Origin of the sequence: Paraburkholderia sp. SOS3 (assembly GCF_001922345.1) — a bacterium.
In the GTDB taxonomy this organism is placed as follows: domain Bacteria; phylum Pseudomonadota; class Gammaproteobacteria; order Burkholderiales; family Burkholderiaceae; genus Paraburkholderia.
This window is the reverse complement of the sequence record NZ_CP018812.1, coordinates 2,084,460-2,107,885: the sequence shown is the minus strand read 5'-3', so window position 1 is coordinate 2,107,885 and position 23,426 is coordinate 2,084,460. Positions and strand designations below refer to the sequence as shown.

Annotated in this window: 23 protein-coding genes; 9 read left to right on the top strand and 14 right to left on the bottom strand. The window is 63.7% G+C overall.

Annotation, left to right across the window (positions count from 1 at the left end; genetic code table 11):
• Positions 1–205: 205 nt before the first annotated feature.
• The gene (locus BTO02_RS29535) at positions 206–1,414 is read left to right on the top strand and encodes a zinc-dependent alcohol dehydrogenase (protein WP_075160592.1); all 1,209 of its coding nucleotides are present in this window, start codon (positions 206–208) and stop codon (positions 1,412–1,414) included.
• Between the two features lie 48 nt (positions 1,415–1,462).
• Here the strand turns inward: BTO02_RS29535 and BTO02_RS29530 are convergent, their stop codons facing one another.
• A complete protein-coding gene (locus BTO02_RS29530; RefSeq protein ID WP_075161501.1) occupies positions 1,463–1,966 on the bottom strand; it encodes a CinA family protein in 504 nt (167 codons plus the stop codon).
• 300 nt (positions 1,967–2,266) lie between these two features.
• On the opposite strand from BTO02_RS29530, the gene BTO02_RS29525 reads away from it, so the two are divergent.
• Entirely contained in the window at positions 2,267–2,761 is a 495-nt protein-coding gene (locus BTO02_RS29525) for a YciE/YciF ferroxidase family protein (RefSeq protein ID WP_075160591.1), read from the top strand.
• Positions 2,762–2,916: 155 nt separating this feature from the next.
• Here BTO02_RS29525 and BTO02_RS29520 read toward each other — a convergent pair whose 3' ends face one another.
• Positions 2,917–3,516 (bottom strand): hemerythrin domain-containing protein, encoded by a 600-nt coding sequence (locus BTO02_RS29520; RefSeq protein WP_075160590.1) that lies wholly within the window; start codon positions 3,514–3,516, stop codon positions 2,917–2,919.
• Positions 3,517–3,732: 216 nt separating this feature from the next.
• Positions 3,733–4,455, bottom strand: coding sequence for a hypothetical protein (locus BTO02_RS29515; protein WP_198039282.1), 723 nt, complete (start codon positions 4,453–4,455; stop codon positions 3,733–3,735).
• A 301-nt stretch (positions 4,456–4,756) separates the two neighbouring features.
• On the opposite strand from BTO02_RS29515, the gene BTO02_RS29510 reads away from it, so the two are divergent.
• Positions 4,757–7,159, top strand: coding sequence for a hybrid sensor histidine kinase/response regulator (locus BTO02_RS29510; protein WP_075160588.1), 2,403 nt, complete (start codon positions 4,757–4,759; stop codon positions 7,157–7,159).
• A gap of 156 nt (positions 7,160–7,315) precedes the next feature.
• On the opposite strand, the gene BTO02_RS29505 is transcribed toward BTO02_RS29510, so the two are convergent.
• Positions 7,316–8,494 carry a porin gene (locus BTO02_RS29505; protein WP_075160587.1) on the bottom strand — a complete coding sequence of 393 codons (1,179 nt, stop codon included), beginning with the start codon at positions 8,492–8,494 and terminating at the stop codon, positions 7,316–7,318.
• 626 nt (positions 8,495–9,120) lie between these two features.
• Between BTO02_RS29505 and BTO02_RS29500 the strand changes: the two genes are divergently transcribed.
• The 5 genes from BTO02_RS29500 to BTO02_RS29480 all read left to right on the top strand — a co-directional run bounded on the left by BTO02_RS29500 (position 9,121) and on the right by BTO02_RS29480 (position 14,755).
• Entirely contained in the window at positions 9,121–10,605 is a 1,485-nt protein-coding gene (locus BTO02_RS29500; protein ID WP_075160586.1) for a sensor histidine kinase, read from the top strand.
• Entirely contained in the window at positions 10,590–11,960 is a 1,371-nt protein-coding gene (locus BTO02_RS29495; protein WP_075160585.1) for a sigma-54-dependent transcriptional regulator, read from the top strand. The genes BTO02_RS29500 and BTO02_RS29495 overlap by 16 nt, the downstream gene beginning before the upstream one ends.
• Before the next feature lie 147 nt (positions 11,961–12,107).
• Positions 12,108–12,893 (top strand): hypothetical protein, encoded by a 786-nt coding sequence (locus tag BTO02_RS29490; RefSeq protein WP_075160584.1) that lies wholly within the window; start codon positions 12,108–12,110, stop codon positions 12,891–12,893.
• A 52-nt stretch (positions 12,894–12,945) separates the two neighbouring features.
• Positions 12,946–13,497 carry a hypothetical protein gene (locus BTO02_RS29485; protein WP_075160583.1) on the top strand — a complete coding sequence of 184 codons (552 nt, stop codon included), beginning with the start codon at positions 12,946–12,948 and terminating at the stop codon, positions 13,495–13,497.
• Positions 13,498–13,513: 16 nt separating this feature from the next.
• A complete protein-coding gene (locus tag BTO02_RS29480) occupies positions 13,514–14,755 on the top strand; it encodes an MFS transporter (protein WP_075160582.1) in 1,242 nt (413 codons plus the stop codon).
• A 42-nt stretch (positions 14,756–14,797) separates the two neighbouring features.
• On the opposite strand, the gene cynS is transcribed toward BTO02_RS29480, so the two are convergent.
• The 10 genes from cynS to BTO02_RS29430 form a co-directional block, all read right to left on the bottom strand.
• Positions 14,798–15,247 (bottom strand): cyanase, encoded by a 450-nt coding sequence (gene cynS / locus BTO02_RS29475; RefSeq protein WP_075160581.1) that lies wholly within the window; start codon positions 15,245–15,247, stop codon positions 14,798–14,800.
• Positions 15,248–15,400: 153 nt separating this feature from the next.
• Positions 15,401–15,706: a hypothetical protein gene (locus BTO02_RS29470; protein WP_075160580.1), complete on the bottom strand. Its 306-nt coding sequence runs from the start codon at positions 15,704–15,706 to the stop codon at positions 15,401–15,403.
• Positions 15,707–16,063: 357 nt separating this feature from the next.
• Positions 16,064–17,098 (bottom strand): allantoicase, encoded by a 1,035-nt coding sequence (gene alc, locus BTO02_RS29465; protein WP_075160579.1) that lies wholly within the window; start codon positions 17,096–17,098, stop codon positions 16,064–16,066.
• 19 nt (positions 17,099–17,117) lie between these two features.
• Positions 17,118–17,783, bottom strand: coding sequence for a DUF1989 domain-containing protein (locus BTO02_RS29460; RefSeq protein WP_075160578.1), 666 nt, complete (start codon positions 17,781–17,783; stop codon positions 17,118–17,120).
• Positions 17,780–18,562 (bottom strand): amino acid ABC transporter ATP-binding protein, encoded by a 783-nt coding sequence (locus BTO02_RS29455; protein ID WP_075160577.1) that lies wholly within the window; start codon positions 18,560–18,562, stop codon positions 17,780–17,782. Before BTO02_RS29455 ends, BTO02_RS29460 begins: the two co-directional genes overlap by 4 nt.
• A 6-nt stretch (positions 18,563–18,568) precedes the next feature.
• On the bottom strand, positions 18,569–19,243 hold the full coding sequence (locus BTO02_RS29450; protein ID WP_075160576.1) for an amino acid ABC transporter permease: 675 nt from the start codon (positions 19,241–19,243) through the stop codon (positions 18,569–18,571).
• Position 19,244: 1 nt separating this feature from the next.
• A complete protein-coding gene (locus BTO02_RS29445) occupies positions 19,245–19,925 on the bottom strand; it encodes an amino acid ABC transporter permease (RefSeq protein ID WP_075160575.1) in 681 nt (226 codons plus the stop codon).
• A gap of 16 nt (positions 19,926–19,941) precedes the next feature.
• Entirely contained in the window at positions 19,942–20,577 is a 636-nt protein-coding gene (locus tag BTO02_RS29440) for an urea carboxylase-associated family protein (protein WP_075160574.1), read from the bottom strand.
• Positions 20,578–20,589: 12 nt separating this feature from the next.
• Positions 20,590–21,216: a DUF1989 domain-containing protein gene (locus BTO02_RS29435; RefSeq protein ID WP_075160573.1), complete on the bottom strand. Its 627-nt coding sequence runs from the start codon at positions 21,214–21,216 to the stop codon at positions 20,590–20,592.
• 10 nt (positions 21,217–21,226) lie between these two features.
• Positions 21,227–22,075 (bottom strand): transporter substrate-binding domain-containing protein, encoded by an 849-nt coding sequence (locus BTO02_RS29430; RefSeq protein ID WP_075160572.1) that lies wholly within the window; start codon positions 22,073–22,075, stop codon positions 21,227–21,229.
• A 330-nt stretch (positions 22,076–22,405) separates the two neighbouring features.
• On the opposite strand from BTO02_RS29430, the gene BTO02_RS29425 reads away from it, so the two are divergent.
• Positions 22,406–23,287 carry a MurR/RpiR family transcriptional regulator gene (locus BTO02_RS29425; RefSeq protein WP_075160571.1) on the top strand — a complete coding sequence of 294 codons (882 nt, stop codon included), beginning with the start codon at positions 22,406–22,408 and terminating at the stop codon, positions 23,285–23,287.
• Positions 23,288–23,426: the final 139 nt, after the last annotated feature.

Genomic DNA, 23,426 nt, shown 5'->3' with positions numbered 1-23,426 from the left:
GGGGTCGGGAGTGCACATCCTCGTCGATGCGGCTGCACGATGCCACGGCTTTCGCAAACGGGGTGCCTGATGGGCTGCCTGATGGGCTGCCTGATTGGGTGCCTGATGCAGCGGCACATCGTGCGGCTTCGTCGGGACTTGCGCTTGCTCGACCGACAGTAGCCGGCCCTCGCGCCGCCTTGAACCTGTCATCTGGAGAGCATCGATGAAAGCTGTTGTATTCCACGGAGTCGGCGATATTCGCCTCGATACGGTTGCCGACCCAACGATCGAACAACCGACCGACGCGATCGTGCGCATTACGTCGAGCGCGATCTGCGGCACCGATCTGCATATGATTCGCGGCACGATGCCGGGCATGGCGCCGGGCACGATATTGGGTCACGAGGCGGTCGGTATCGTCGAGGAGGTCGGCCGCAACGTGCGCAATCTGGCGCGTGGCGACCGCGTGCTCGTGCCGTCGACGATTTCATGCGGTTTCTGTTCGTATTGCCGCGCGGGTTACACGGCGCAATGCGACACGGCCAACCCGAACGGGCCGCTAGCCGGCACCGCGTTCTACGGCGGTCCGAAAACGACGGGCCCGTTCAACGGCCTGCAGGCGCAATACGCGCGCACGCCGCTCGCCCATGCGAGTCTGATCCGCCTGCCCGACAACGTCGATGACGACCGCGCGATCCTGCTCTCCGATATTTTCCCGACCGGCTATTTCGGCGCGCAACTTGCGGAAGTCCAACTTGGCGATACGGTTGCCGTGTTTGGCGCCGGCCCGGTCGGACAGTTTGCGATCGCGAGTGCGAAGCTGATGGGCGCAGGCCGCGTGATTGCCGTCGACCGCATCGCGTCGCGTCTCGAGATGGCGCGCCAGCAGGGGGCGGAAGTCGTCAACTTCGACGAAGACGATCCCGTGCAGGCGATCCTCGAATTGACGGGCGGCATCGGCGTGGATCGCGTGATCGATGCGGTCGGCGTCGATGCGGTGCGCGCCGAAAAGGGCGCGGCCGCGCAAAGCCAAAAGGGCGCGCAGGGGCAGTTCGAGGCCGAACGCAAGGAGATCGCGCCCGAGCAGAATCCGCGCGATGGCCACTGGCAACCGGGCAGCGGTCCGTCCCAGGTGTTGCGCTGGGCCGTCAAGGCCGTTGCAAAGGCCGGCACCGTGTCGATCATCGGCGTCTATCCGGAAGGCGATCGCTTCTTTCCGATCGGCGAAGCGATGAACCGGAACCTGTCGGTCAAAATGGGCAATTGCAATCACCGGTCGATTACGCCGAAGCTTCTCGAACTCGTACGAAACGATTCGTTCGATCCGGTCAGCATACTGACGCAGCGCGAGCCGATCATGAATGCGATCGACGCGTATCAGGCGTTCGACGCGCGCGAGCCGGGATGGATCAAGGTCAAGCTCGAGCCGTGAGCAGCGCACCGCGGGCGCATCGTCCGCGCGGCTTGGCGGATTGCATGGTCAGATCCGGCCAGGCAGGCGACTGAAATAATGCTCGATGCGCGACAGTGCGTAAATCGCGGCGGCGTGGCGCACTTCGTTCCGGTCGCCCGCAAACTGCCGTGTTTCACAGAAGGTCGTGAGTGCGCCGTCCGCGGTCCGGAAGGACCATGCGAAGCACTGGGTGCCCGGCGGCGGACTTCCGCCCGCCGCACCGTCCGCAACGCCTGTGTTCGAGACCGCGATGTCGGCGCAGCACCCTTCCTGATGCAGCGCGCCTTCGGCCATTTCGCGCGCGACTGCCTCGCTCGTCAGGCCGTGTTCATCCATCGTTTGCTGGCGCACGTCAAGGAAACCCGCCTTGCCGGACGGCGAATAAGTAATGAAGCCGACGTCCAGACAACTCCCGCTGCCGGGCACGGACGCAAGCAGCGAGGCGATCTCGCCCGCCGTGCATGATTCCGCCGTCGCGAGCTTCTTGCCGCGCGAACCGAGAAAAGAGACCACCTGCCGTGGGACGTTCATCATTTCCTCCTTGGTCGTGACCGGATGGTGCGGGCGCGTATCGCCAACCTTTTAACCATCACACCTTTATGAGCGTGCGGCGCGATACAGGCAGGCATACGCCATGCGGAGGTTTGCGCGCGACCCGCCCGCCGACAGACGCTTGCCGGTAAGCCTCAGGCAATTGCGGTGCCACCGGCGCAAAGCGCCGGGCGAGCGGGAAGCGGCGATGAGCTACGCGTCGTCTCGCGGCGCGAGTTCACGCGACACGTCAACGACACTTGCCGACATACACGGCGTCACGTCTTCAGGGAGCAGACCATGACCGTCAAAACCGTTCACGATCTTTTCGTACATTCGCTTTCCGATATTTACAGTGCGGAAAAGCAGATGACAAAGTCTTTGCCGAAGCTTGCGCGCGCCGCGACGAGTCCTGAATTGAGCAGCGCATTCACCACGCACCTCGAAGAGACGCGAGGGCAGATCGAGCGCATCGATCAGGTTGTCGAAGCATGTGGCATTCGTCTCAAACGCATCAAATGCGTTGCGATGGAGGGGCTCATCGAGGAAGGTCAGGAGCAGATCGACGAGATCGAAAGCGGACCGGTCCTCGATGCCGCGCTGATCGCCGCGGCACAGAAGGTCGAGCATTATGAAATCGCGGCCTACGGATCGGCCATTGCGCTTGCGAAGCAACTCGGCGAAACGCACGCGGTGACGCTGCTGCTTCAGACGCTCAAGGAAGAAAAGGCCACGGACGAAAAGCTTTCCCTGCTTGCGGAAGAAGAGGTTGCTGCGCAAGCGTTGGGCAAGTAGCGGTATGCGGCGGCGATAGCTCCGCCGCCGCGCTTTCTCCGTGCTGCGTCGTGTCAGGCGCAACGCCTGCGATTTGCACGGCGGCCGGTCGGCTTCGCGTCGGTTTTCTTGCGCGCTTTTGAATCGACGATGGATTTGCGTGTTACGGCGAGACGCTATGCATAGTTGCGGCTTCGCGCGCGCCGCCGTGCAGACGGTCCGCCGAACAGGCCGCTCACACTGAAGATGGCAAGGCCTGCCAGCACCGCTGTTGCAATCGGAAACGTGCCTGCCGTATGAACGGCCACGTCGACCGGACGCTCGCCGAGCAGTTGCATGCGCCGTCGCGTCATCGCGGCGCCCAGCGACGACAGTTCGTTCTTCAGCGACCGTTCGGCCATCGGAATCAGCACGGTTTCTTCGTCGGCGACATGATGAATCGTGACGCGCATCAGCTGCATGAAGAGCCCGTCGTAGGCCGCGTTTTCCGGGCCCATCGCGCGTAGCTGCGCAATAATCTCGCGCATTTCGTCATGTTCGGGTTGGCTTTTTTTAACGGCATCGTTGTCCGGAGCGATCCGCGCGACTGCGGGATAGAAGATTTCTTCTTCCAGTTGTGCGTGAATCTCGAGTGCCGTGCAGACCGCGCCCACGATGGCGCGTTTGCGCCACCACGGGCTCGACAGGCGATAGCGGTGAAACGCGCATAGCACGTGCGTATGATCCATCCGGATCATCGATGTGATCGTCGGCGAGGCTGAACTGAAGTCGGTCATGGCTTTCTCTTGCGGTCTTGTGGGAGGCCCGCTTCAGGATTATGTGCAGCGGGCGCTAACGACCGAGCATCCGACGTTCCCACGTCAGATGGCATCTTTCCCTTGCCCCCGGCAGGCACCGCGGGCGCGCTGGTGGCCGGCGATTCGCAAGCGGGGCGCGGAGGCCGCGTGACGAACGTCCTCCGCGTTGCTGAAGTCGCGGATCACGCCTCGCGGCTAGCGCACGCGCCGTCCCATGTCGCCGGCGGGACCGTCGGCGAGCGGCACGCCTCCGGCATATGCCGGCCCGGTCTTGGTGCCCCGTTCGACCGTCGGCTGGTGCCTGAACCCGAGCGCGCCCGCGCCGAGCGCGATGACCGCGCCCACGAACAGCCCGGCCACCGAGAACCAACTGGCACGCGCAACGGTGCGCGCCGCGGAATCGGCGACCTGTCGCGCATCGGCTTGCGCCTGCGGACTGGAGGCCGCTTCAGTGACCGACGCGATGGCGCTGCGCGCCTGCTGCGTGAGGTTGTCGATGGCCTCATTGCCCGCCTTCGACTGACCCGCCGCCGCGCCGGCCGTCGCCCCGGCCGACGCGACGTTGCCGGCCACGCCAATCGCGCCGCCGATTACCGACGCCATGCCAAAGACAACGAAGAGGATCATGACGGCCCATGCCAGCAGCCCATGCATCCATCCCAGCACTGGCGCGCAGCGGCCGGCGAAATAGGCGCCGGCGAAGACCGAAACCACGGTCGTGACGATCAGCCAGACGCCCGAGCCGAAACCGAAAGCACGCGCCGGATCGGGGCGAGACAGAGGATTGAGAAGCGAAGCACCGATTGCCGTGCCGAGCACGCTCATGACGAGATAAACAACGAGCGAGATGACAACGCCTGTGAATACCGCACCCCATGAAACGCGCGGCAGTCCGTCCTGGGTTACTAGAAGTCGCATGAGAAGCCTCCAATCGAATGGCATGACTAACAATTGCGCAGGCTTTGCCCGCCGTTATCGAACCGCAATCCGCATTCCACATGGCTTGCCGCCGCCTCGGAAAGGCGTATATCCGTCTTTTAAGCGGGGACCTGAGAACTTGCGCCCGTGTCTGATTGTGGTACCGTCGATGCCACGAACCGGCGTCCCGACGTAAGCCGCGGTCTGTCGGCCGGCAGATCGCGTGCACGCGGGCACGCTCAGCGCATTGGAAGACAATCGCGCGAACGAAACAGCACGCAATGTATTCGCGCAAATCTGAATGAGAGATCTGATGGACGGCGAGCAGCACGAAGAAGTCGATTTTTTATGGCTACGGTCGCTGGTCACACGCGTATCCGAATACGCGATTTTCAGGCTCACCGAAGCAGGGGAAGTGGCTAGCTGGAACCCGGGCGCCATGCGCATCAAGGGTTATGAGGCTGACGAAATCATCGGCCGGCATTTTTCCGTGTTCTACACGCCGGAGGATCGCTGCGACGGCGTTCCTGAGATGGTGCTGGACACCGCGCGCAAGCACGGGCAATACGACACGGAAGGCTGGCGTGTGAGAAAAGACGGCAGCCGGTTCTGGGCGAGCGTGCTCATCACGGCGCTTTATGCGCCGGACGGCACCTTCAACGGCTTCGGCAAGATCGTACGCGACACGACGGACAAGCGCCTCGCCTATGAAGCCGTCGTCGACAGCGAACGCCGCTTCAGGCTGCTGGTCCAGGGAGTCACCGATTACTCGATCTTCATGCTGTCGCCCGAAGGGCACGTGACCAACTGGAATCTTGGCGCCGCGCGCATCAAAGGATATGAAGCGGGCGAAATTATCGGAGCACATTTCAGCCGGTTCTATACGGCCGAAGATGCGGCCGAAGGTCTGCCCGCGCGCAGCCTCGCGACGGCCGCGGCCGAAGGGCGTTTCGAAACCGAGGGCTGGCGCGTCAGGAAAGACGGCAGCCGGTTCTGGGCCAACGTCGTCATCGATGCGATCCGCGACGACGAGGGGCAACTGATCGGTTTCGCCAAGATCACGCGCGATGTCACGGAGCGCAAGACGGCCCACGAAGAACTCGAAAAGGCGCGTGCCGCGCTGCTTCAGTCGCAGAAGATGGAGGCGCTCGGCAAACTGACGGGCGGCGTCGCGCACGATTTCAACAATGTGCTGCAGGTGTTGCGCGGCAACCTCGAACTGCTCGAAGGGCGGCACGGCCGCGACGTCTGGACGAAAGAGCGTCTCGGCAAGGCGATCGAAGCGGTCGAGCATGGGGCAAACCTTGCGTCGCAACTGCTCGCGTTCGGGCGGCGCCAGGCGTTGCAGCCGATCGTCGTGAACCTGGCCGTCATGCTGCGCGGCATGGACGATCTGCTCAGGCGCGCGCTGGGCGAGATCATTCACGTCGAAACGGTCGTCGCGGGCGGTCTGTGGAACACGCTGGTCGACCCGAATCACCTTGAGAATGTCGTGCTGAATCTGGCGATCAACGCGCGCGACGCCATGCCGGAAGGCGGCAAGCTGACGCTCGAGCTGTCGAACGCCATGCTCGACGATCATTACAAGGCGCTCGACGCGGACGTCCGCGAGGGCCAATACGTGCTGCTCGCGATCGCCGACACCGGGACCGGCATGCCTGCCGACGTGCTCGAGCGCGCTTTCGAGCCGTTCTTTACGACCAAGCCGGAAGGGCAAGGCACGGGACTGGGCCTGAGCATGGCGTACGGCTTTATCAAGCAGAGCGGCGGCCATATCAGGATCTACAGCGAGCCCGGGCATGGAACGATCGTGAAGATCTATCTGCCTCGCTCGATGGAGCGTGTGACCGAACTGGAGCCGTTGCCGCCGGCTGTGCTCACGGGCGGGTCCGAAACCATACTGGTGGTCGAGGACGACCGGCGCGTGCAGGCGACCGTGGTCGAAACGCTCAAGCAACTGGGCTATGCGGTGCTGAAGGCAAACGACGCGCAAAGCGCGCTTGCGATCGTGCAAAGCGGCGCGCAAATCGACCTGTTGTTCACCGATGTCGTGATGCCCGGCACGATGCGCAGCACCGAGCTCGCGAAACTTGCGACGCGCATGTTGCCGCACCTCAAGGTTCTTTTCACCTCGGGCTATACGCAGAACGCGATTGTCCACGGCGGCCGTCTGGACCCGGGCGTACACCTGTTGAGCAAGCCGTATAGCCGCGAGCAACTGGCGTCGAAGATCCGCCGGTTGCTGGGTCCCGCTCGCGCGAAAGACGCGAATCCCGCGCTGGCCGGATCGTCGGCCGGGCCGGCGCAGTCGGGCGCGGCTCATGCGCCGGCGGGGTTATCGATTCTGATCGTGGACGACGACGCTACGGCGCGCGAGGCGGTCAGCGAATTGCTGATGAGCTTCGGCTATGACGTGCAACAGGCGGGCAGCGCTGAAGAGGCGATGCCGATGCTCGCAATGAACAGGCCGGACGTGCTTTTGACGGATATCGTGCTGCCCGGCCAGTCGGGCGTCGATTTCGCGAGAGAGGCGCTCGCACGCCATCCGGATATCAGAATAGTGTTCGCCTCCGGTGGCGATGCTCCCGATGCTCGCGAGACGGGGTTCGAATGCGCATCGCTGCGCAAGCCGTTCAGTGCTGAACATCTACATAGCCTGATAGCAGCAATGCATGGCAGGACGGACCCCGAAAGAGACGCGTGAAGCGATGACGGCCGGCACATGCGCGTGGCAGCGCTCGGCGCGAAGCGCAGACGTGTGGCCCGATCGGTCGACGCCGATTTGCGGGTATGCGGCCGTCACATGATCTGAATCGCGCCGCTGCAGCGACGTCTCGCTACCGCGGCGCGGCTAAGCCGGTTAAAAGCGAAGACGCATGCCTGCCGTCACGACCACCTGGTTGCTCGTCGACGACGCACCGCCACTGGAGGTGTTGTTGATCATCGCTCCAATGATCTGGCCATTGAGGCCTTCTCGGTTCATTACATGCTGGTACTCGCCTTCGAGGTAAACCGTGGTGAGCTTCGACAGGTAATAGGCGATCTGCATGTTCAATTGCCCCCACTTCGGTTCGGATCCCGAGCCGAAATTCGCCTGCGTGTACGTGTAACCGCTTGCGATGCTCAACGCGCGCGTCACTGAATAATGGCCGTTCAATTCGAAGTTCTGGAAATGAGCGCTATTGCCGCCGAACGAGATGGTCTGACCGGCCGTGGCCGGATTGACGCCAAAGCCTTGCGTGAGGTTGGTCTGGGAGTACACGAAGCCCGCCACGGCAGGGCCGATCGCGTAGTTCACGCCGGCGCCCCAGGTTTGCTGGCGGCCCGCCAGCAGCGTGTTGTCGCCGGCCACCGCACCGGCACTGTTGACGCTCGCAAGCGCTGCGGCGGGAGTCGCACCCGACAGGTCTTTATTCAGTTGCAGGTACGCGGCCGCAAGCGTAAGCCCCTTGTATTTGTACGACGCGCCGGCGCTGTAGGCACGATTGTTCGAGAACTGGCCCGCGGTATTCGAGAAGGCGTAGACCGCTCCGAACTTCAAGCCGCCGAAGTTCGGACTTTCATACTTGACCGCGTTATTCAAGCGGAACGTGTTGTCCAGGTTGTCGTTGTCGAACGGATGAGCGCTAAACGTACCGCCGTATTGCTGGCCTGCGAGCCCAAGTGGTTCGACGTAGTCGACCATGATGTCGTATTGGCGGCCGAAGGTTACGGTGCCATAGTCTTTACTCGCGAGGCCGACAAACGCCTGTCGGCCGAATTCGCGTCCACCCTGGCCTAGCGTGCCGTTGTTCGTACTGAAGCCGCCCTCCAATGTGAAGATGGCCCTCAAGCCGTCGCCGAGATCCTCGTTGCCGCGCAGGCCCCACCGGCTCGAGTTGACTGAACCACTTGTTTCCTGCCAGTTCGCGTGTCCCTTTACGTTGTTCGTATAGGTGATGCCGGCATCGACGAGGCCATACAATGAAACGCTGCTTTGTGCATGTGCGGCCGTAGCCAGAGCGCCCGACAGCGCAGCAAAGATGAAGGACTTTTTCATTTGCGAAATCTGATTTGAAAGTACGTATGTGCTGGTCTAAAAATGTCGTATTGAATGAGAAATCCGGGCAAATCAGATAATGATGAAATGATGAGGGCGTTTCCTCGCAGCCGAACGATTTGCCATGTTCGAACCGGGAGGCGGATCAATTGAAGACGTTTTGACAGTCACCCGGCTCGTGGCCGCTGGGAAACCCTGATTAACCGTTACATAACGCTGCCGCCACTTCTTTGATATTAATAACTTCCCTTCAATACACATCGAGGCGGCGCAATGCAATTTGCCCGGAATAAACGTTTGGGCACGCAATCTTTTGACTGTCTGGATGTCTCCTCTTTTGCTGATGATGCGGATCCGTGAACGCATCGTTTCGCCATATTAACTATTCATGAAAGCCTTATCAACAATTTGAAAGGCAGATTTGCCATAAATGCACTCACTCGTTGAAATTCATTTATTCGTAATTTGTGATATAGGATATTTATTCAAATCAGACCTGAATGTAAATCGTGGATGAGGACGGGGAAAAGCGCGGCGCGACGGCGAGGCGCGCTCAATTCGGTCGTATGATGTCGGGCAGAGAATTTGCTGCTCATTGCGCCACTTGCGCCCGCTCATGATCTCTTATGCCGAGACCGTCGTTTTCCACCCAGCTTCTCACGCTCTGGATTCTGATTGCGGCACTGTGCGGGCTGCTCAGCGTCGCGGTATGGCTCATGTTGTCGTCGGCGCTAAGCGAGCGCGTCGTTGCCGCAAAGCAGCAGGCCGCCGCCGCTTGCACGGCGGTCGCGTCGCGCTACGACCTGTCGATGCAACGGCCCGGCGAAACCAACGTCGACCTGATGCACGCCGTGCTCGATCTCGTGCTGGTCCAGACCGATGGCATCGAAGGCGGCTTCTGGACCGGCGAGCCGCCTTCGAATGCGTCGCACGGCTTTATCGCTTACGCGTTTCCGACCTATGGCGGCAGCGGCGTCAAGCGCGACATTCCCGAAGCCGAGATGCCGCTTATCTTGCGTGCGCTAAAAGGCGCATCGAGTACTGGCCAGTTACAGGCCGATATCGTGTCGAGCGGAACCGACGCCGTGCTCGCGGTGGCCTGCCCCGTGCCGCGTCACGCGAACCTGCTCGCATGGACGCTCACGCGCGCTCGCCCGCCGCTTGGACCGTACGGCGAGCGCGCGACGGCCATACTTGCGGGCGTGCTCGCTGTCATCGTCGTGCTCGCGTTGTTTCTGGCACTGACGCTCAAACGATGGAGACAGAATCTCGCGCTGCTCGAGACGGCGCTCGCGCCTAACGGTGCATTCGAGCAGGGCAAGCGGCTCGAGCGCGTCGGCGAGCGCGATCTGGACCCGATCGTCGATGCGCTCAATCGTTATGGCGAGCGGGCCGAGCGGCTCAAGCGCGATGCCGATGCACTGAACCGGCAACTCGCCCAGGCAGAGCGGTTCAGCACACTGGGGAAGATGGCCGCGCAAATCGCCCATGAAATTCGCAATCCGGCAGGCGCGATGCGACTGAAGGCCGAAAACGCGCTTGCGGGTGACGGCGCACGCCGCGAAGCCGCGTTGAGAACGATCATCGAGCAGGTGGGGCGCATCGAGTTGCAGGTGACGAGCCTGCTTGCGCTGACGCAATCAGTGACGGTCCGCGCGCGCGAGGTCGATCTTCGCGTATGGCTCGACAATATCGTTCACACGCATGAATCGCGCGCCGAATCGAGGCACGTCGCGCTTCGCGTGGAGGTCGCGCAGAAGCCGACGCAGCCAGTGTTCGACCCCGCTCAGTTGGCGCGCGCGCTCGACAACCTTCTCGTGAACGCGCTGAGGCACGCGCCGTCGGGCGGAACCGTGACGGTTCGCGCGTATGCCGCGGCGGCGCAAGAGGGCGAACGGCTCAGGCTAGAAGTCGTCGATAATGGTCCCGGCGTGAGCCCGGCTGAGCGGGAGCGGATCTTCGAGCCGTTCGTGACGGGCCGCCCGGATGGATCGGGCCTTGGTCTTGCGGTCGTGCGCGAAATTGCGTCGGCGCATGGCGGCCGCGCTTATCTTGCGGAAGATTCGAATGTGACGCGCTTTGTGATCGACTTGCCATGGCGACCATCCTGATCATCGACGACGACGATGCTTTTCGCGAAGGCCTCGCGGAGACGGTGCAAGACCTCGGCCACTCGCCGATCGAAGCGACGTCGGGCGAGGAAGCGTTCGAGCAGTTGCGCGCGCGTTCGGCGCCCGACTGTATCTTCCTCGACTTCCGCTTGCCTCGCGCGGACGGCCTCGCCGTGTTGAAGACGCTGCGCACGACGCCGGGGCTGCAGACCGTGCCGGTCGTGATGCTGACCGCGCACGCGACCAGCGACAATACCATCGGCGCAATGCGGCTCGGCGCCTTCGAGCATCTGACCAAGCCCGTCGGGCGCGACGAAATCGCGGCGCTGCTTGCGCGCATTCTATCGGCGCAGGTCGGCACGCCTGTCGCGCGCGTGTTCGCCGACGAAGTCAACATGCGCGAGCCGCAACTGCTCGGCGTCAGCGAGGCCATGCGTGAAGTGCAGAAGCGCCTCGGCCGCGCGGCGGGTACGAATTCGACGGTGCTCATCACCGGCGAAACAGGTACCGGCAAGGAGATCGCGGCACGCGTGCTGCATCGCGCGTCGGCGCGCGCGAGCGGTCCTTTCGTCGCGGTGAACTGTGCGGCCATTCCGCACGAGTTGCTCGAAAGCGAACTCTTCGGACACGGCAAGGGCGCATTTACGGGCGCACAGGGCGAGCGGCGAGGGCGAGTCGAAGAAGCGCATGGCGGCACGCTTTTTCTCGATGAAGTCGGCGATATGCCGCTTCCCATGCAAGCGAAGCTGCTGCGTGTGCTGCAGGAGCGGCAAGTCACGCCGCTGGGAACGAACCGGGTGGTTACGGTCGATGTGCGCGTGGTCGCCGCCACGCATCGCGATCTCGCTTCGATGGTCGAGGCGGGCACCTTCCGCCAGGACCTGCTGTTTCGTCTCGACGTGATCCCGTTGCGAATGCCGCCGCTGCGCGAGCGCGTGGCCGACATCCTGCCGCTTGCCGAGCACTTCCTCGCGGGCGCATCGCCCGATGTCGCGCGCAAACATCTTTCGGCCGATGCGCAGCGCCTGCTCGCGACCTTCGCATGGCCAGGCAATGTGCGCGAACTTGCCAATGCGATCGAACGGGCGAGTGCGCTTGCGCCCGGGCAGGTGCTGACGCGCGAAGACTTCGCGTTTCTGACGGCGAGCGCAGACAGCGGGGATGACGCGATTCCCTCGACACTGCTCGAGCTGCCTCTGCCGCAAGCGATTGCGCAACTCGAGCGTGCGCTGATCGTTCATGCGCTTTCGGCATCGGGCGGCAACCGTGCCGAGGCCGCGCGCCGGCTCGGTATCAGCCGGCAGTCGCTCTATACGCGCATGGCGGCGCTTGGCATGTCCGAGGCTTCGGCCTAAGCGAGGCACCGTCAAGGAAACGGACAGGCGCTGTCCGATTTCTTGACAGACCGGCGCGCCTTTATCGCGTAACGCGCCGAACCATCGGCTTTTCTCGAATGGCATAGCCCTTGCAGATCACTCGTCGCCACGCGAAAGGAGTGAATCATGCAATCGACCTGTTATCCCCCTTATCCCGGCTTGCGAATCGCCGTTCTCGCCGCCTTGCTCGCAGCGAGCGCCGGCTGTGCCGCGCAATCTCAGTCCGCCGCAACGCCGCCGCCGCCGCTCGCGGCAGACGCTTTGCCGCCATTCGCCAGATCTCCGATGCCGCCCGGTCTGCCGGCTCCGCCGCCTCCCGGCGCCGAGCCAGCGCCGCCTGCCGATGCGGCTTCGCTCGCGATCACGCAGGGCACCGTAGCGCGCTTCCTCATCAATCCGGATGGCGATGTCGACGGCTTCACGACCGACGACGGCGCTCTCGTGCGCTTTCCCCCGCATATGGGCACGCAACTGACTTCGGCCGTTCGCCGCGGCGACATCGTCGAGGCGAGTGGCCGGCGCGACGAAGGAGGCGGCTTCACTGCGCAACGCATCGTCGACACGCGCAGCGGCCAGCAAGTAATCGACGAGCCGCCGATGCGCGGCGCCGCGCCGTTGCCGCGCGCAGCACGCGGAGAAGGGCTCTCGCGCCTGAGCGCACAAGGACAGGTGGCGCATGTCACGACTGCGCCGCGTGGCGAACCCGACGGCGTGATTCTCGCCGACGGCACCGTGATCAAACTCGCGCCGCCCGAAGCTCAACAGTTCGCGACACTCGTGCGCACGGGCGCGATGGTATCGGCGCAAGGCTATGGCACGCGGAATCAGTATGGGACCGCGCTTCAGGCGACTGCGTTCGGCTCTCCGGGCAACCTCACGCCGCTTTATGACCGCGCTGCGCCCAAGCCTTGAGGCAAGGCCATCGGAACACCTTTGAAACACGCTCACTTTCAGGACAACGCAAATGCACTGGATCGACCCCACATGCCTTCCGGAGACGCGCGGCAAAGTCACGCGCTTCCTGTTGAATCCACACGGTGAACTCGACGGCCTCGTCATCGGGTCCCGTCAGGTTCACTTCCCTGCGCATTTGTCGAAGCGACTCGCGCGTCATGTCGCGCTTGGCGATGTCGTTCGCGTTCGCGGCGTCAAGCCGCGCGATGCGGACATGCTTGCCGCCGTTTGCCTGACGGCGAAAAACGGCGTTCTGATTGTCGACGAAGGTCCGCATCGCAACGGCGCGAAGCATCACCGGCCACACGTCGCGCGCAAACCGATGGACGCATGCGGCGAAGTGGTCCTTTCGCTCTTTGGCCCGAAAGGGGAGTTGCGCGGCGCGCTGCTGGACGACGGCACGTCGCTGCGTATGCCGCCCCATGCTGCCGCGCAGTTGGCCGCTTATCTGAGCCCGGGTGCGCACGTTCATGCCTGGGGCCACGGCGTGAAGAACCGGCACGGGCGCACGATCGAGGTCGATGAAATAGCCGAACTCGTCGACGCGCCGCAGACTGCCTGAGAGCCATGGGTGACGCATGAACCCCGTGTACGCGCTCGAAGGGTTGAATTTTTTCATGGCCGACGTGCAGGCAGGCATTGGGCCGTTCCTCGGTGTCTTTCTCCAGGCGCACGGCTGGCATCCCGAGTCGATCGGCACGGTCATGACGCTGGGCGGTATCGCGGGCATGCTCGCGACTTCCCCCGCGGGTGCGCTCGTCGATGCCACCCGTCACAAGCGCGGCATTATCGTGATCGCAGGCGTGATGACGACGCTCGCGTCGCTCGTGCTGTGGGTCTCGCACGGTTATTGGATGGTGGCCGCGTCGCAGATCTTCACTGCTGTGACGGGCGCGGCGCTCGGTCCCGCGGTGGCCGGCGCGACGCTCGGCATCGTTCGCGAAAACGGCTTCGACCGGCAGTTTGGCCGTAATCAGGTGGCCAATCACGCGGGCAACGTAGTCGGAGCAGCGCTCTCGGGCTGGCTCGGATGGCGATATGGATTCGGGGCGGTGTTCGCCCTCGCCGGCGTGTCCGGTTTGCTGACGGTAATCTCGACGCTGCTGATCCGCCGCGACGCAATCGATCACGACAGTGCGCGCGGTCTAGGCAGGTCGACGCCGGCAGAGCCGAACCGCGAGCATGAACATGCGAGCGGGTTTCGCGTTCTGTTGACCTGCCGGCCCTTGCTGTTGCTTGCTGCTTCGCTTGCGATGTTTCATCTGGGCAATGCGGCGATGCTGCCGCTTTACGGCCTCGCGGTCGTCGCGGCGCATGAGGCGGAGCCGAGCGCCTTTACCGCTCAGACCATCGTGGTTGCGCAACTCGTGATGGTCGTCGCGGCATGTTTTGCCAATCGCCTGATTCATCGAATCGGCTACTGGGGCGTGATCCTGATCAGTTTCCTCGCGCTGCCGCTGCGCGCTATGGCTGCTGCGATGTTCATTGCGGCGTGGGGCGTATGGCCAGTTCAGGCGCTCGACGGCATCGGCGCGGGGCTTCAGAGCGTCGCGGTGCCCGCGCTGGTGGTGCGGCTGCTGCGAGGAACGGGCCGGGTCAATGTCGGGCAAGGCGTCGTCATGAGTCTGCAGGGCGCAGGGGCCGCTCTGAGTCCCGCGCTGGGCGGCGTACTCGCACAGCATTTCGGATACGCGAGCGCCTTTCTCGTGCTGGGCGCTGTTTCGACAGGATCGCTCGCGCTCTGGGTGCTCTTCGGCGCTACGCTCAAAAAAGCCTGCGGCGTCAATCCAATGCGCGCGAGTGGCGCGATAAAAGCGTGACCGGACCGGCATGCGGCCGGGCAGCGGCCGATCCAGGCGCGCTCAATAGGTTTTATACGGCAGAAATTTGCCGGACAGAACCACGTTGACCCGATCGCCCTTCGGGTCGCTTTCGCGCTGGATGTCCATCGAAAAGTCGATTGCGCTCATGATGCCGTCGCCGAACTCCTCGTGAATGAGTTCCTTGATCGTCGTGCCGTACACGCTGACGACCTCGTACCAGCGGTAAATCAAGGGGTCTGTCGGTATCGGCGTCGGCAACGAACCCTTGTAAGGGACGATCTGAAGCCATGCAACGGCTTCATCGGGCAGATCGAGCATCTTGCCGACTGTCTCGGCCTGCTTTTTGTCGAAGGTCATCTGACCAAGACACGCCGCCGTCGTCCACTCTTTTGACAAGCCCACTTCGTTGGCGATGTCGGCCCATTTGATGCCTTTGCGAACTCTTGCGGCGACGATCATTTCAGTGACCTGCGCGCGGCTGGAAATCATGTCTGCCTCCTGGCGAGTAAGGGGAATGCGCGGCAGCGGTGGGCCGCGCGCCTCATTCTAAGAGGACAAAAAAAACGGGCAGTGCGGCGCGGCGTCGACATGCACGGCGGTCTCGTCGCACGAGCAAGCCGCGCGGGCACGCGTGAACGAGGGTTAGCGTTTCGCGGAATCGTCGTGCGGCGAGCTTTCCTGCACGACTTCGACGTCGACGGTGCGACCGTCGTCCCCAAACGCACGCGCGTGCCGGCGCAGCGAGCGCGTCTTCCACCAGAGATAGCCGACAACGATCGTACCCACAGCGAACAGCACGGCGAGCAGCACCACCGAGACAAGCGCGGCCGCGACAAGCATGATCGCGCCCATGACGAGCGCCAGCAATCGGCCGAACCATCCGGAGCCGCCGATCCGGATCCCTTTCACGTATGACACGCGCGGCGGAGGCGGTCTGTCGTTTTGCATCGCTGGTCTCCTGGTCGTTGTCCGGCCCGAAGGGGCGGCGGTTGAAGGTGTCCGTCGACCGAGGCCGGCTGTCGACGTTGCTTCGCAGATGTCGCGCGGGCGGTTCACCGTCCATTTCCCGATACCGATCGACAGCCTGGTGCACACGAGCCGTCGCGTGGACCGGCAGTGGCGTCAGTGTAGCGCTCGCGGCGCCAACACGACAATGCGCGTAAGGGCTTTTGAGGCGGGCGATGTTCACGCTCGGGTGGTGCATGACAAGGGCCGTCGCCGGGGCAGATAAGCGTGAAAACGGCAGCTGCCGGACGACGCGCAACTATGTCCGTTACCGGCCGCATCCCGGCCAATCGGAGTCGCTCAGGAAATTCCGGCGAAACTCGCCTCCGGCCGCGACCCTTCGGCGCGGCCGAAGAGTCGCAGGCGCGAGACGCCGCCATCCGGGAATATGTTGAAACGTACGTGCGTGACGAGCGGCGCTGCGTCCGGCGCGAACGTGTGCGCATGATCCATCTGCAAGGACCGTTCGGCGAGGAGCGCCGGCCAGAACATCGACTGTGTGACCAGCGATTCGTCCGTCCCGCCTGTCACGCTCGCGCCCTGCAGCGAACAGCGATCTGCGAAGTTGCCCTTGAAGTGAGCGGTATCCACGACGATGCGCGCGATGCGCCCAGGCTTCGCGAGTTCGACGATGCACCAGTCGTTGCCCGGCTCGCGGCGCCGTTTCGTCTCCCAACCTTCGCCCATGTTCACCGCGCGATGCGGCAACAGCAGATTCGAAGCAAGGCCGAAGTGCTCGTCGTTCGCAGCGACGACGCGCGCGCCGTGCATTGCCGAAGCGAGGTCGGTTTCGACGGCCGCTTCGAATACAGCACTTGGGCGGCCATACACGCGCAAGCGCGCGATGCCGCCGTCCGGATAGATGTTCAGGCGGACATGCGTGTAGACAGCGTCGCCCGCAGCGATCGCGTGGAAATGGTGGGCGTGGCCGCGCAATGCCACCGAGGGCAGGACTTCGGTCCAGACCGTGTCGGTTGGCGGCACGTCGTCTGCCGACATACACGCCTGCAACGACGCCGCCGGCGGATAGTTGCCGGTGAAATGGCTCGTATCGATATCGACGCCTGCGAGCGTGCCGGCCACGCCCAGCTTGACGACACAATGGTCGTAGCCGCTCACGCGCTTGCGCCGTGATTCCCAGCCGTCCATCCACTTGCCGTTGTCGTCGTATTTGCCGGGGACGAAAACGGCCGGCTCCGGGTTCAGCATGCGCGCTATGGGAGCGAAGAAATCGTCGCTGGTCTGTACGGCCTTTGCACCGAGACGCGGGTCGGCCAGATTGATGCCGCGGCGCGCGAAGACGGGCGCGTCGTCGGGAATAGTCGGAATTGCCATGGCTATTGGTGGTATGGGATCAGGTTGCCGGGACCCACGTCTGAGTGCCGGGCAGGTCGGAATGGAAATCGTCGAGCACGACGATGTCGACGGGCTTCGGCGTGTTGTCGCCTTGGCCTTGAATTTTCACGATGTCCTGCGGACACGCGGAAAACGCCACGAAGCAGTCCATCTCCGCGCGCAGCGTGATGTACTCGCCGGGCCGGGTGACGGTGGGCAGCGTGTGCAGCGTGATGCCGTCCGGCTGCACGCGGATATTCATGAAGATGTTGAACGACGCGAGGTTGGGACGCGGCGGCGTCACGCCGAGTTCGAACATGCCCTCGAACATGTTGTCGCAACAGTTGCGGTGATAGCCGCGCGCACCAAGCAGTTCGTAGCGCTTGCGGTCGCACGCGGCCATAAAGGTGTCGTGGACGCCGGGCGTCGTGTCTTCGACTACCGTCAGGATCGGATGACGCTGGTTGGTGACGAAGCTGTCGCCCACGACCGGATTGAGTCGCTGGTTCCAGACACGCGTCGTCTCCATGCACATGTACTCGGAGAGGTCATACGCGTTCCAGGCCCAGCAATCGACGACCTGGGTGCCGTGCGTATTGACCACCCTGACGGCCTGGCCCGCCTGGAGACGAACTGCCTTGCCGTGTCCGGCGGGTACGGTGAAAGGGGAAGGAGAGGAGGTCATGAGCGGGACTCTTGCGGTGTAGAACGGTGAAGGAACTGGCGCAGACGCGCCGACGAAGGGTGATCGATGACCTGCGCGGGCGGCCCCATCTCGACGATCTTGCCGCCGTCCATGAAGACGATGCGGTCGGCCACCTCGCGCGCAAAGCCGATTTCGTGCGTGACGACGATCATGGTCGTCGCGCCGCCCGCGAGCCCACGCATCACAGCGAGCACTTCGCCGACGAGTTCGGGATCGAGCGCGCTGGTCGGCTCGTCGAACAGAATGACTTCGGGCGCCATGGCGAGCGTTCTGGCAATGCCCACGCGCTGCTGCTGGCCGCCCGAGAGCTTCGCGGGCATCGCCGCGTGCTTGCCGGACAGGCCGACCTGGCGTAGCGCCTCCACCGCGATGTCGCTGGCTTCGAGGCGCGACATGCGCTTGACGCAGAGCAGACCCTCCATCACGTTTTCAAGTGCACTCATGTGCGGCCACAGGTTGAAGCTTTGAAACACCATGCCGATCCGGCTGCGTTGCGCGCGAATCTCGTGCTCGGGACGCGCCGCGGCGTCCTCGCGCAGACCGACGCGTTCGCCGCCGATCCACACCTCGCCGGAGTCAGGCGGCGAGAGCCAGTTCAGGCAGCGCAGCAGCGTGGACTTGCCCGAACCCGACGGCCCGAGTATGCAGACCACTTCGCCGCGCGCGACGTCGAGGCTTACGCCGTCGAGAATGCGTTGCATGCCGAACGACTTGACGATGTTTCGGGCGCGCAGGGCAGGAGACGAGTTCGAATTCATAGGTGTTTAGCGTTCAGGCACGAGGCCATGGCTGCGTGCAATGCGGCGTTCCCAGTGGCGGGTGGCGTGCGCGAGCGCCGCCGTCGCCGCCCAGTAGACGAGCGCCACTGCGAAATAGACTTCGAGCGGCGCGTAGGTTTCAGACACCACGCCCTTGGCGACAAACATGAACTCGTGCACCGAAATCACGGAGAGCAGCGCCGAGTCCTTGAAAAGACCGATCAGCAGACCGGTCAGCGCCGGCAGCAGAAGGGGCAGCGCCTGCGGCGCCACGATGCGCCGCGCGATCGCGAGCGGTGGCATGCCGAGCGCGACACCGGCCTCGATCGTGCCGGCCGGCACCGCGCCGATGGCCGCCTCGATCACCTGCGCGACGTAAGGTGCGTAGTAGATGGCGAGCGTCACCACGCCGGCCACCGGCGCGGGCAGTAGCAGGCCGAAATCGGGCAATACGTAGAACGTCACGTACAGCAGCACGAGCAGAGGCAGCGCGAGCGTGAGCGTGATGTACATGTCGATCAGCACGACAAGCACACGCGGTGCGCAACGCCGGCCGACGATCAGGGCCATGGCAAGCACGCCGGCCAGAATCGCGCTGAGAACACACAGCCAGATCGTGTCGACGAAGCCGCCGAGCAGCAGCGGCACATAGCCCGCGAGGACACCGGGATCGAACCTCATGTCAGGCGCCTCGCATCGCAGTGGTCCCTGCAGTCCGTGCGGACGGCGCACGTTGCAGACGGCGGCCGAGCGCGATCACCGGCAACACCACGGCGAGATAGCCGACGCTGACGAGGAGCATGATCTGGGTAGACGTGTAGATTCGCGCGATCACCATCTGCCCGGCGTAGGTCAACTCGGTGACGGCGACCACGGAAGCGAGCGGCGTGGTCTTCAGCAGGATCGTGAACTCGTTGACGAGCGCGGGTACGCTCGCCTTCAGTATCTGCGGCAACGCGATCCGCAACGCGATGCGCCACGGCGCCATGCCGATCGCCGTCGCGGCTTCGAGCTGCCCACGCGTCACCACGCGCAGATTGCCGCGCAGGATCTCTGCCGTGTAAGCGCCGCTGTTGAGGCCGAGCGTGAGCGCGGCGGCCAGCATCGGCTTGCCGCCCAGGCCGATCAACGGCAGCGCGAAAAACACCATGAACAACTGCACGAGCGAGGGCGTGCCGCGCATGAAGCTGATGTACAGGCGCGCGAGCCAGCCGAGCGGCGCAAAGCGCGTGAGTTGCATGGCCAGCGCCAGATGGCCGCACACGAGACTGGCCGCCGCGCCGAACAGGGTCAGCTCGACGGTGACGAGCCAGCCGTTCAGCAGGGACGGCGCGCTTTGAATGACCTGAGGGTCGAGCCACATGCAGTTGTCCTCGAGGTTACAGCTCGATCAGTTCTTCCGCCGTCGCGAGCTCCAGCATGCCGGGCTTGTCGTTGCCGGGAATGCCGGTGCAACAGGCCGAGACGATGAACACCAGGTCCGCGACCACGCGGCAGGCGATGAAGTCGCCCGCTCGCGTGGCGTTCGGTTGCGGCTCGATGCTGCCGTCCTGATGCAGGTCGACGTGCATGAAGAGGTTGATTGGATCGGGCAGCTTCGGCGGCGTGAGGCCTTCTTTCGCGACGATCATGGCAACCGATTCCACGCATCCGGTCTGGCCGGTGTAGCCGTTCGCTTCCAGATAGGCGGTGGTCGATGCGGGCAGCAGCAGGTCGTGACGGCCCACGGTATCCTTGCCGAGCACCAGCAACGCGCGGCGGCGGTTGCTGACGATCCGCATGCCGGCCTGGAGGACGTACGAATTGCTGAACACGCGCGTGTGATGCACGGACATGAAGATGTCCGGATTGCCGCGGCTGAATGCGAAGATCGATGCGACTGCGCCCGCTTCCTTTGCTTCGATGCGCAGGATCTGGCCAGCCTTGACGTCGATCGAACGGCTTTCGCCGGCCGGCACGACGACGCGGGTTGGCGCGAGCGGCTCGCGGGCGGGGGTGTCTTTGAGTAGAAGCATGGTGTCGGTGCGTTACGCGGAGCAAAGAGCGGACGGAGGCGCCGCGTGGACGGAGATCGCGATGTCGGTCACGCGCAGGCCGTTGCCCGGAATGATGTCCTGCGGGCACGACGAGACCGCGCACAGCAGATCTTCGAGTACCTCGAACGTGATGCGATCGCCCGCATTGCTGGTAGGGTCGGTCACCTGCATGCGGCGATCCGGCGTGACGGGTCCGTTCTGGAACAGGTTGAACGGCTCGGGTACGTCGAACGGCGACAGGCCGTGCAGTGCCAGGCCCGAGTGCATGTTGTCGAGACAGTTGCGATGGCCGGTCACGTTGAAATCGACCGTGAAACGCGTGTCGTCGCATGCGGGGACGTTCGCGTCGTGAATGCCCACGGTATCCTCGACGACGCGCAGCAGCGGGCGGCCGAGCGACGAGTACAGCGAGTCGCCCACGTCGAAGAACAGCGAGCGCAACTGGCGGCGCGTATGAACCGGCGAGAGTTTTTCGCTCATGTCGTCCTGAACCACCGCCACGAAGTCGGCGGCCTGCTGGCCTTCCACGTCCGTGATCGTCAGAAACTGGCCGGCCTTGACCTGGAAGGCGCGGCCGTGGCCGGCCTTCACCGTTAGCGCGAGAATGGGTTCGCTCATGCCGCCCGCCTCACTGAGCAGGAATGAAATCGGCCGACGGCGTATCGAACGTCACGCCGAGGTACTGCTTTTGCAGACGGGCCAGTTCGCCGCTCTTCTTCATCGCGAGAATCTCGTCGCTGATGGCTTTGTTCAGGCGTGTGTCCTCGGGACGCGTGGCGAGCGAAATCCATTGCGAAGGTCCGAGTTCGCCCGTCAGCTTCATCTTGCCGGGGTTCTGCCTGACGACGCCCGCGAGCACGGTGAGATCGTCGAACACGAAGTCGGCGCGGCGCGTCATTAGCGCGGCGACCGTCTGGTCCACGCTATCCACGCTCAGGATGTTGATCGGCGCGAGGTTCCTGCTCTTCAGCGTTTCGTTGAACTGCTTGAGGATCGACTCCGGCGCGCTGCCGGTCTTGACGGCGCCCGTCATGCCGGCGAGCGATTCGGGCGTGGGCTTCGCAGCAATCTTCTTGAAGTCGAGGCGCACCAGTGCGCCGTTCACGGTCTTGCTGGTGGGCACCACGTAGGCGATGCGCTTTGCGCGTTCCGCCGTGACGTTGAGCGCGGAGCCTTCCATATCGAACGAATGCGCGAGCAGGCCGGGGATGATGCCGCTGAACGCCATGCGCTGATATTCGATTGTCACGCCGAGACGTTTGGCCACGGCCGCCAGAATGGCAGGGTCGTAACCGACGATCGCGTTGCTCGCATCGGTGTATTCGTACGGGGCGAAGGTCGGGTCGATCGCGACGATCATCTTGCCGCGGCTCTTGATGTCGTCGAGCGTGTCGGCGTGCGACGTCACGGCATGCAACAGCGCGGCGGCCGGGACGAGAGCAGCGAGGACGATACGGGTGAGGCGCGGCAGTGACATCGGGTTGGCTCCGTAGTGGTGGTGTGTGAACGACGTAGTGGAAAGGCATGATCCGTACCAGCTTCGCGTGAGAAACACCTGTTTCACGAATTTATCGTGTGAAACGTATGATTCTAAAGGTAGTGTTAAGAAACAGGAGTTTCAGTAATCGGGTAGGCTGTGCCAGAATGAGCGCGACGGCTTGCCGCATCGACGCACGACAGCCGTGCAGCGCATGCGGGCGGCACCGGGATGGTGCGATCCTGCACCGCGACAAACGCCTGGCGTTGCCGCGGCCGATTCGTGCCGATTTGTGCCGTTGCGTATCCACCCTGTCTTTATCGAGCATTCATGGCTGCAACACAGACGAAGAAGAACCGGCGTTCGGTATCGATAGAAAGCCGGATTGCCGAGCGCTACGACCAGTTGTCGGAGATCGATCAGCGGCTCGCGGACGTGATCCTGAGCGCGCCGGGCCAACTGGCGATGCTGACCGCAACGGAACTGGCCGCGAGCGCACAGGTGTCGAAGGCGACCGCTACGCGTTTTTTTCAGAAATTGGGCTACGCGTCATACGACGATGCGCGCGAGACGGCGAAGGCGGCGCTCATGGGCGGCTCGCCGCTCTATATGCAGGAGAGGGGAAGGAAAGAAGCGAACGGCGGGCTCGACGAAGTGGTGGAGGCGCACCTGAAGCACGAGGTGACGAATCTTGCCAGCACCTACCGGTCGCTCGACAGGCAGATGCTGGGGGAGGCGGTGAGCGGTATCGCGAGCGCGCGAAGGGTGGTGATCATCGGCTACCGGCATAGTCACACGATTGCGACGATGATCCGCCGCGAGCTGGTGCAGGTGCGCGGCGACGTGATCGTGCTTCCCGCGCCGGGCGACACGATCGCGGAGTACGTCGGCGATCTCGGCGCGAAAGACGTCGCGATCGTCATCGGCTTGCGCCGGCGGGTGCCTGCCGTCGAACTGGTGATGGCAGCGCTGGCCGAAGCGGGCGTAAGCACGCTCTACGTGTCGGACGTGATTGCGGGCAAGCCGGCGCGTCTCGCACGATGGGTGATCCGCTGCCATACCGACGGCATGATGCTGTTCGACAGCGTGGCGGGGATCGCCGCCATCGTCAATCTGATCTGCTCGCTGGTGGCCGAACGTCTGCGCGAGCGCGGCAGCGCGCATCTGCAACGCGTCGAGGTATTGCATCAGCAGTTGCAGGAACTGGAGTAAAGAACAGGCACTGGTCGCTCGGGGGCATTGTCATCCGTGCCCTGATCGGCGGCGCGGCGCCCTGGGCGTTGCGGTTCATCTAAAGAGCGCGAGTACCTGGTAAGTTGGAGTCCCAGCGTGCGCTCGGGCAGCGGGCCGC

Excerpts from the sequence above, each read along its gene's own strand:
- BTO02_RS29430 (WP_075160572.1), bottom strand. The coding sequence starts at position 22,075 with ATGTCACTGCCGCGCCTCACCCGTATCGTCCTCGCTGCTCTCGTCCCG.
- BTO02_RS29525 (WP_075160591.1), top strand. The coding sequence starts at position 2,267 with ATGACCGTCAAAACCGTTCACGATCTTTTCGTACATTCGCTTTCCGAT.
- BTO02_RS29510 (WP_075160588.1), top strand. The coding sequence starts at position 4,757 with ATGAGAGATCTGATGGACGGCGAGCAGCACGAAGAAGTCGATTTTTTA.
- BTO02_RS29530 (WP_075161501.1), bottom strand. The coding sequence starts at position 1,966 with ATGAACGTCCCACGGCAGGTGGTCTCTTTTCTCGGTTCGCGCGGCAAG.
- BTO02_RS29520 (WP_075160590.1), bottom strand. The coding sequence starts at position 3,516 with ATGACCGACTTCAGTTCAGCCTCGCCGACGATCACATCGATGATCCGG.
- BTO02_RS29500 (WP_075160586.1), top strand. The coding sequence starts at position 9,121 with ATGCCGAGACCGTCGTTTTCCACCCAGCTTCTCACGCTCTGGATTCTG.
- BTO02_RS29425 (WP_075160571.1), top strand. The coding sequence starts at position 22,406 with ATGGCTGCAACACAGACGAAGAAGAACCGGCGTTCGGTATCGATAGAA.
- BTO02_RS29515 (WP_198039282.1), bottom strand. The coding sequence starts at position 4,455 with ATGCGACTTCTAGTAACCCAGGACGGACTGCCGCGCGTTTCATGGGGT.
- BTO02_RS29450 (WP_075160576.1), bottom strand. The coding sequence starts at position 19,243 with ATGAGGTTCGATCCCGGTGTCCTCGCGGGCTATGTGCCGCTGCTGCTC.
- BTO02_RS29505 (WP_075160587.1), bottom strand. The coding sequence starts at position 8,494 with ATGAAAAAGTCCTTCATCTTTGCTGCGCTGTCGGGCGCTCTGGCTACG.
- BTO02_RS29490 (WP_075160584.1), top strand. The coding sequence starts at position 12,108 with ATGCAATCGACCTGTTATCCCCCTTATCCCGGCTTGCGAATCGCCGTT.
- BTO02_RS29445 (WP_075160575.1), bottom strand. The coding sequence starts at position 19,925 with ATGTGGCTCGACCCTCAGGTCATTCAAAGCGCGCCGTCCCTGCTGAAC.
- BTO02_RS29440 (WP_075160574.1), bottom strand. The coding sequence starts at position 20,577 with ATGCTTCTACTCAAAGACACCCCCGCCCGCGAGCCGCTCGCGCCAACC.
- cynS (WP_075160581.1), bottom strand. The coding sequence starts at position 15,247 with ATGATTTCCAGCCGCGCGCAGGTCACTGAAATGATCGTCGCCGCAAGA.
- BTO02_RS29535 (WP_075160592.1), top strand. The coding sequence starts at position 206 with ATGAAAGCTGTTGTATTCCACGGAGTCGGCGATATTCGCCTCGATACG.
- alc (WP_075160579.1), bottom strand. The coding sequence starts at position 17,098 with ATGGCAATTCCGACTATTCCCGACGACGCGCCCGTCTTCGCGCGCCGC.
- BTO02_RS29455 (WP_075160577.1), bottom strand. The coding sequence starts at position 18,562 with ATGAATTCGAACTCGTCTCCTGCCCTGCGCGCCCGAAACATCGTCAAG.
- BTO02_RS29470 (WP_075160580.1), bottom strand. The coding sequence starts at position 15,706 with ATGCAAAACGACAGACCGCCTCCGCCGCGCGTGTCATACGTGAAAGGG.
- BTO02_RS29435 (WP_075160573.1), bottom strand. The coding sequence starts at position 21,216 with ATGAGCGAACCCATTCTCGCGCTAACGGTGAAGGCCGGCCACGGCCGC.
- BTO02_RS29460 (WP_075160578.1), bottom strand. The coding sequence starts at position 17,783 with ATGACCTCCTCTCCTTCCCCTTTCACCGTACCCGCCGGACACGGCAAG.
- BTO02_RS29495 (WP_075160585.1), top strand. The coding sequence starts at position 10,590 with ATGGCGACCATCCTGATCATCGACGACGACGATGCTTTTCGCGAAGGC.
- BTO02_RS29480 (WP_075160582.1), top strand. The coding sequence starts at position 13,514 with ATGAACCCCGTGTACGCGCTCGAAGGGTTGAATTTTTTCATGGCCGAC.
- BTO02_RS29485 (WP_075160583.1), top strand. The coding sequence starts at position 12,946 with ATGCACTGGATCGACCCCACATGCCTTCCGGAGACGCGCGGCAAAGTC.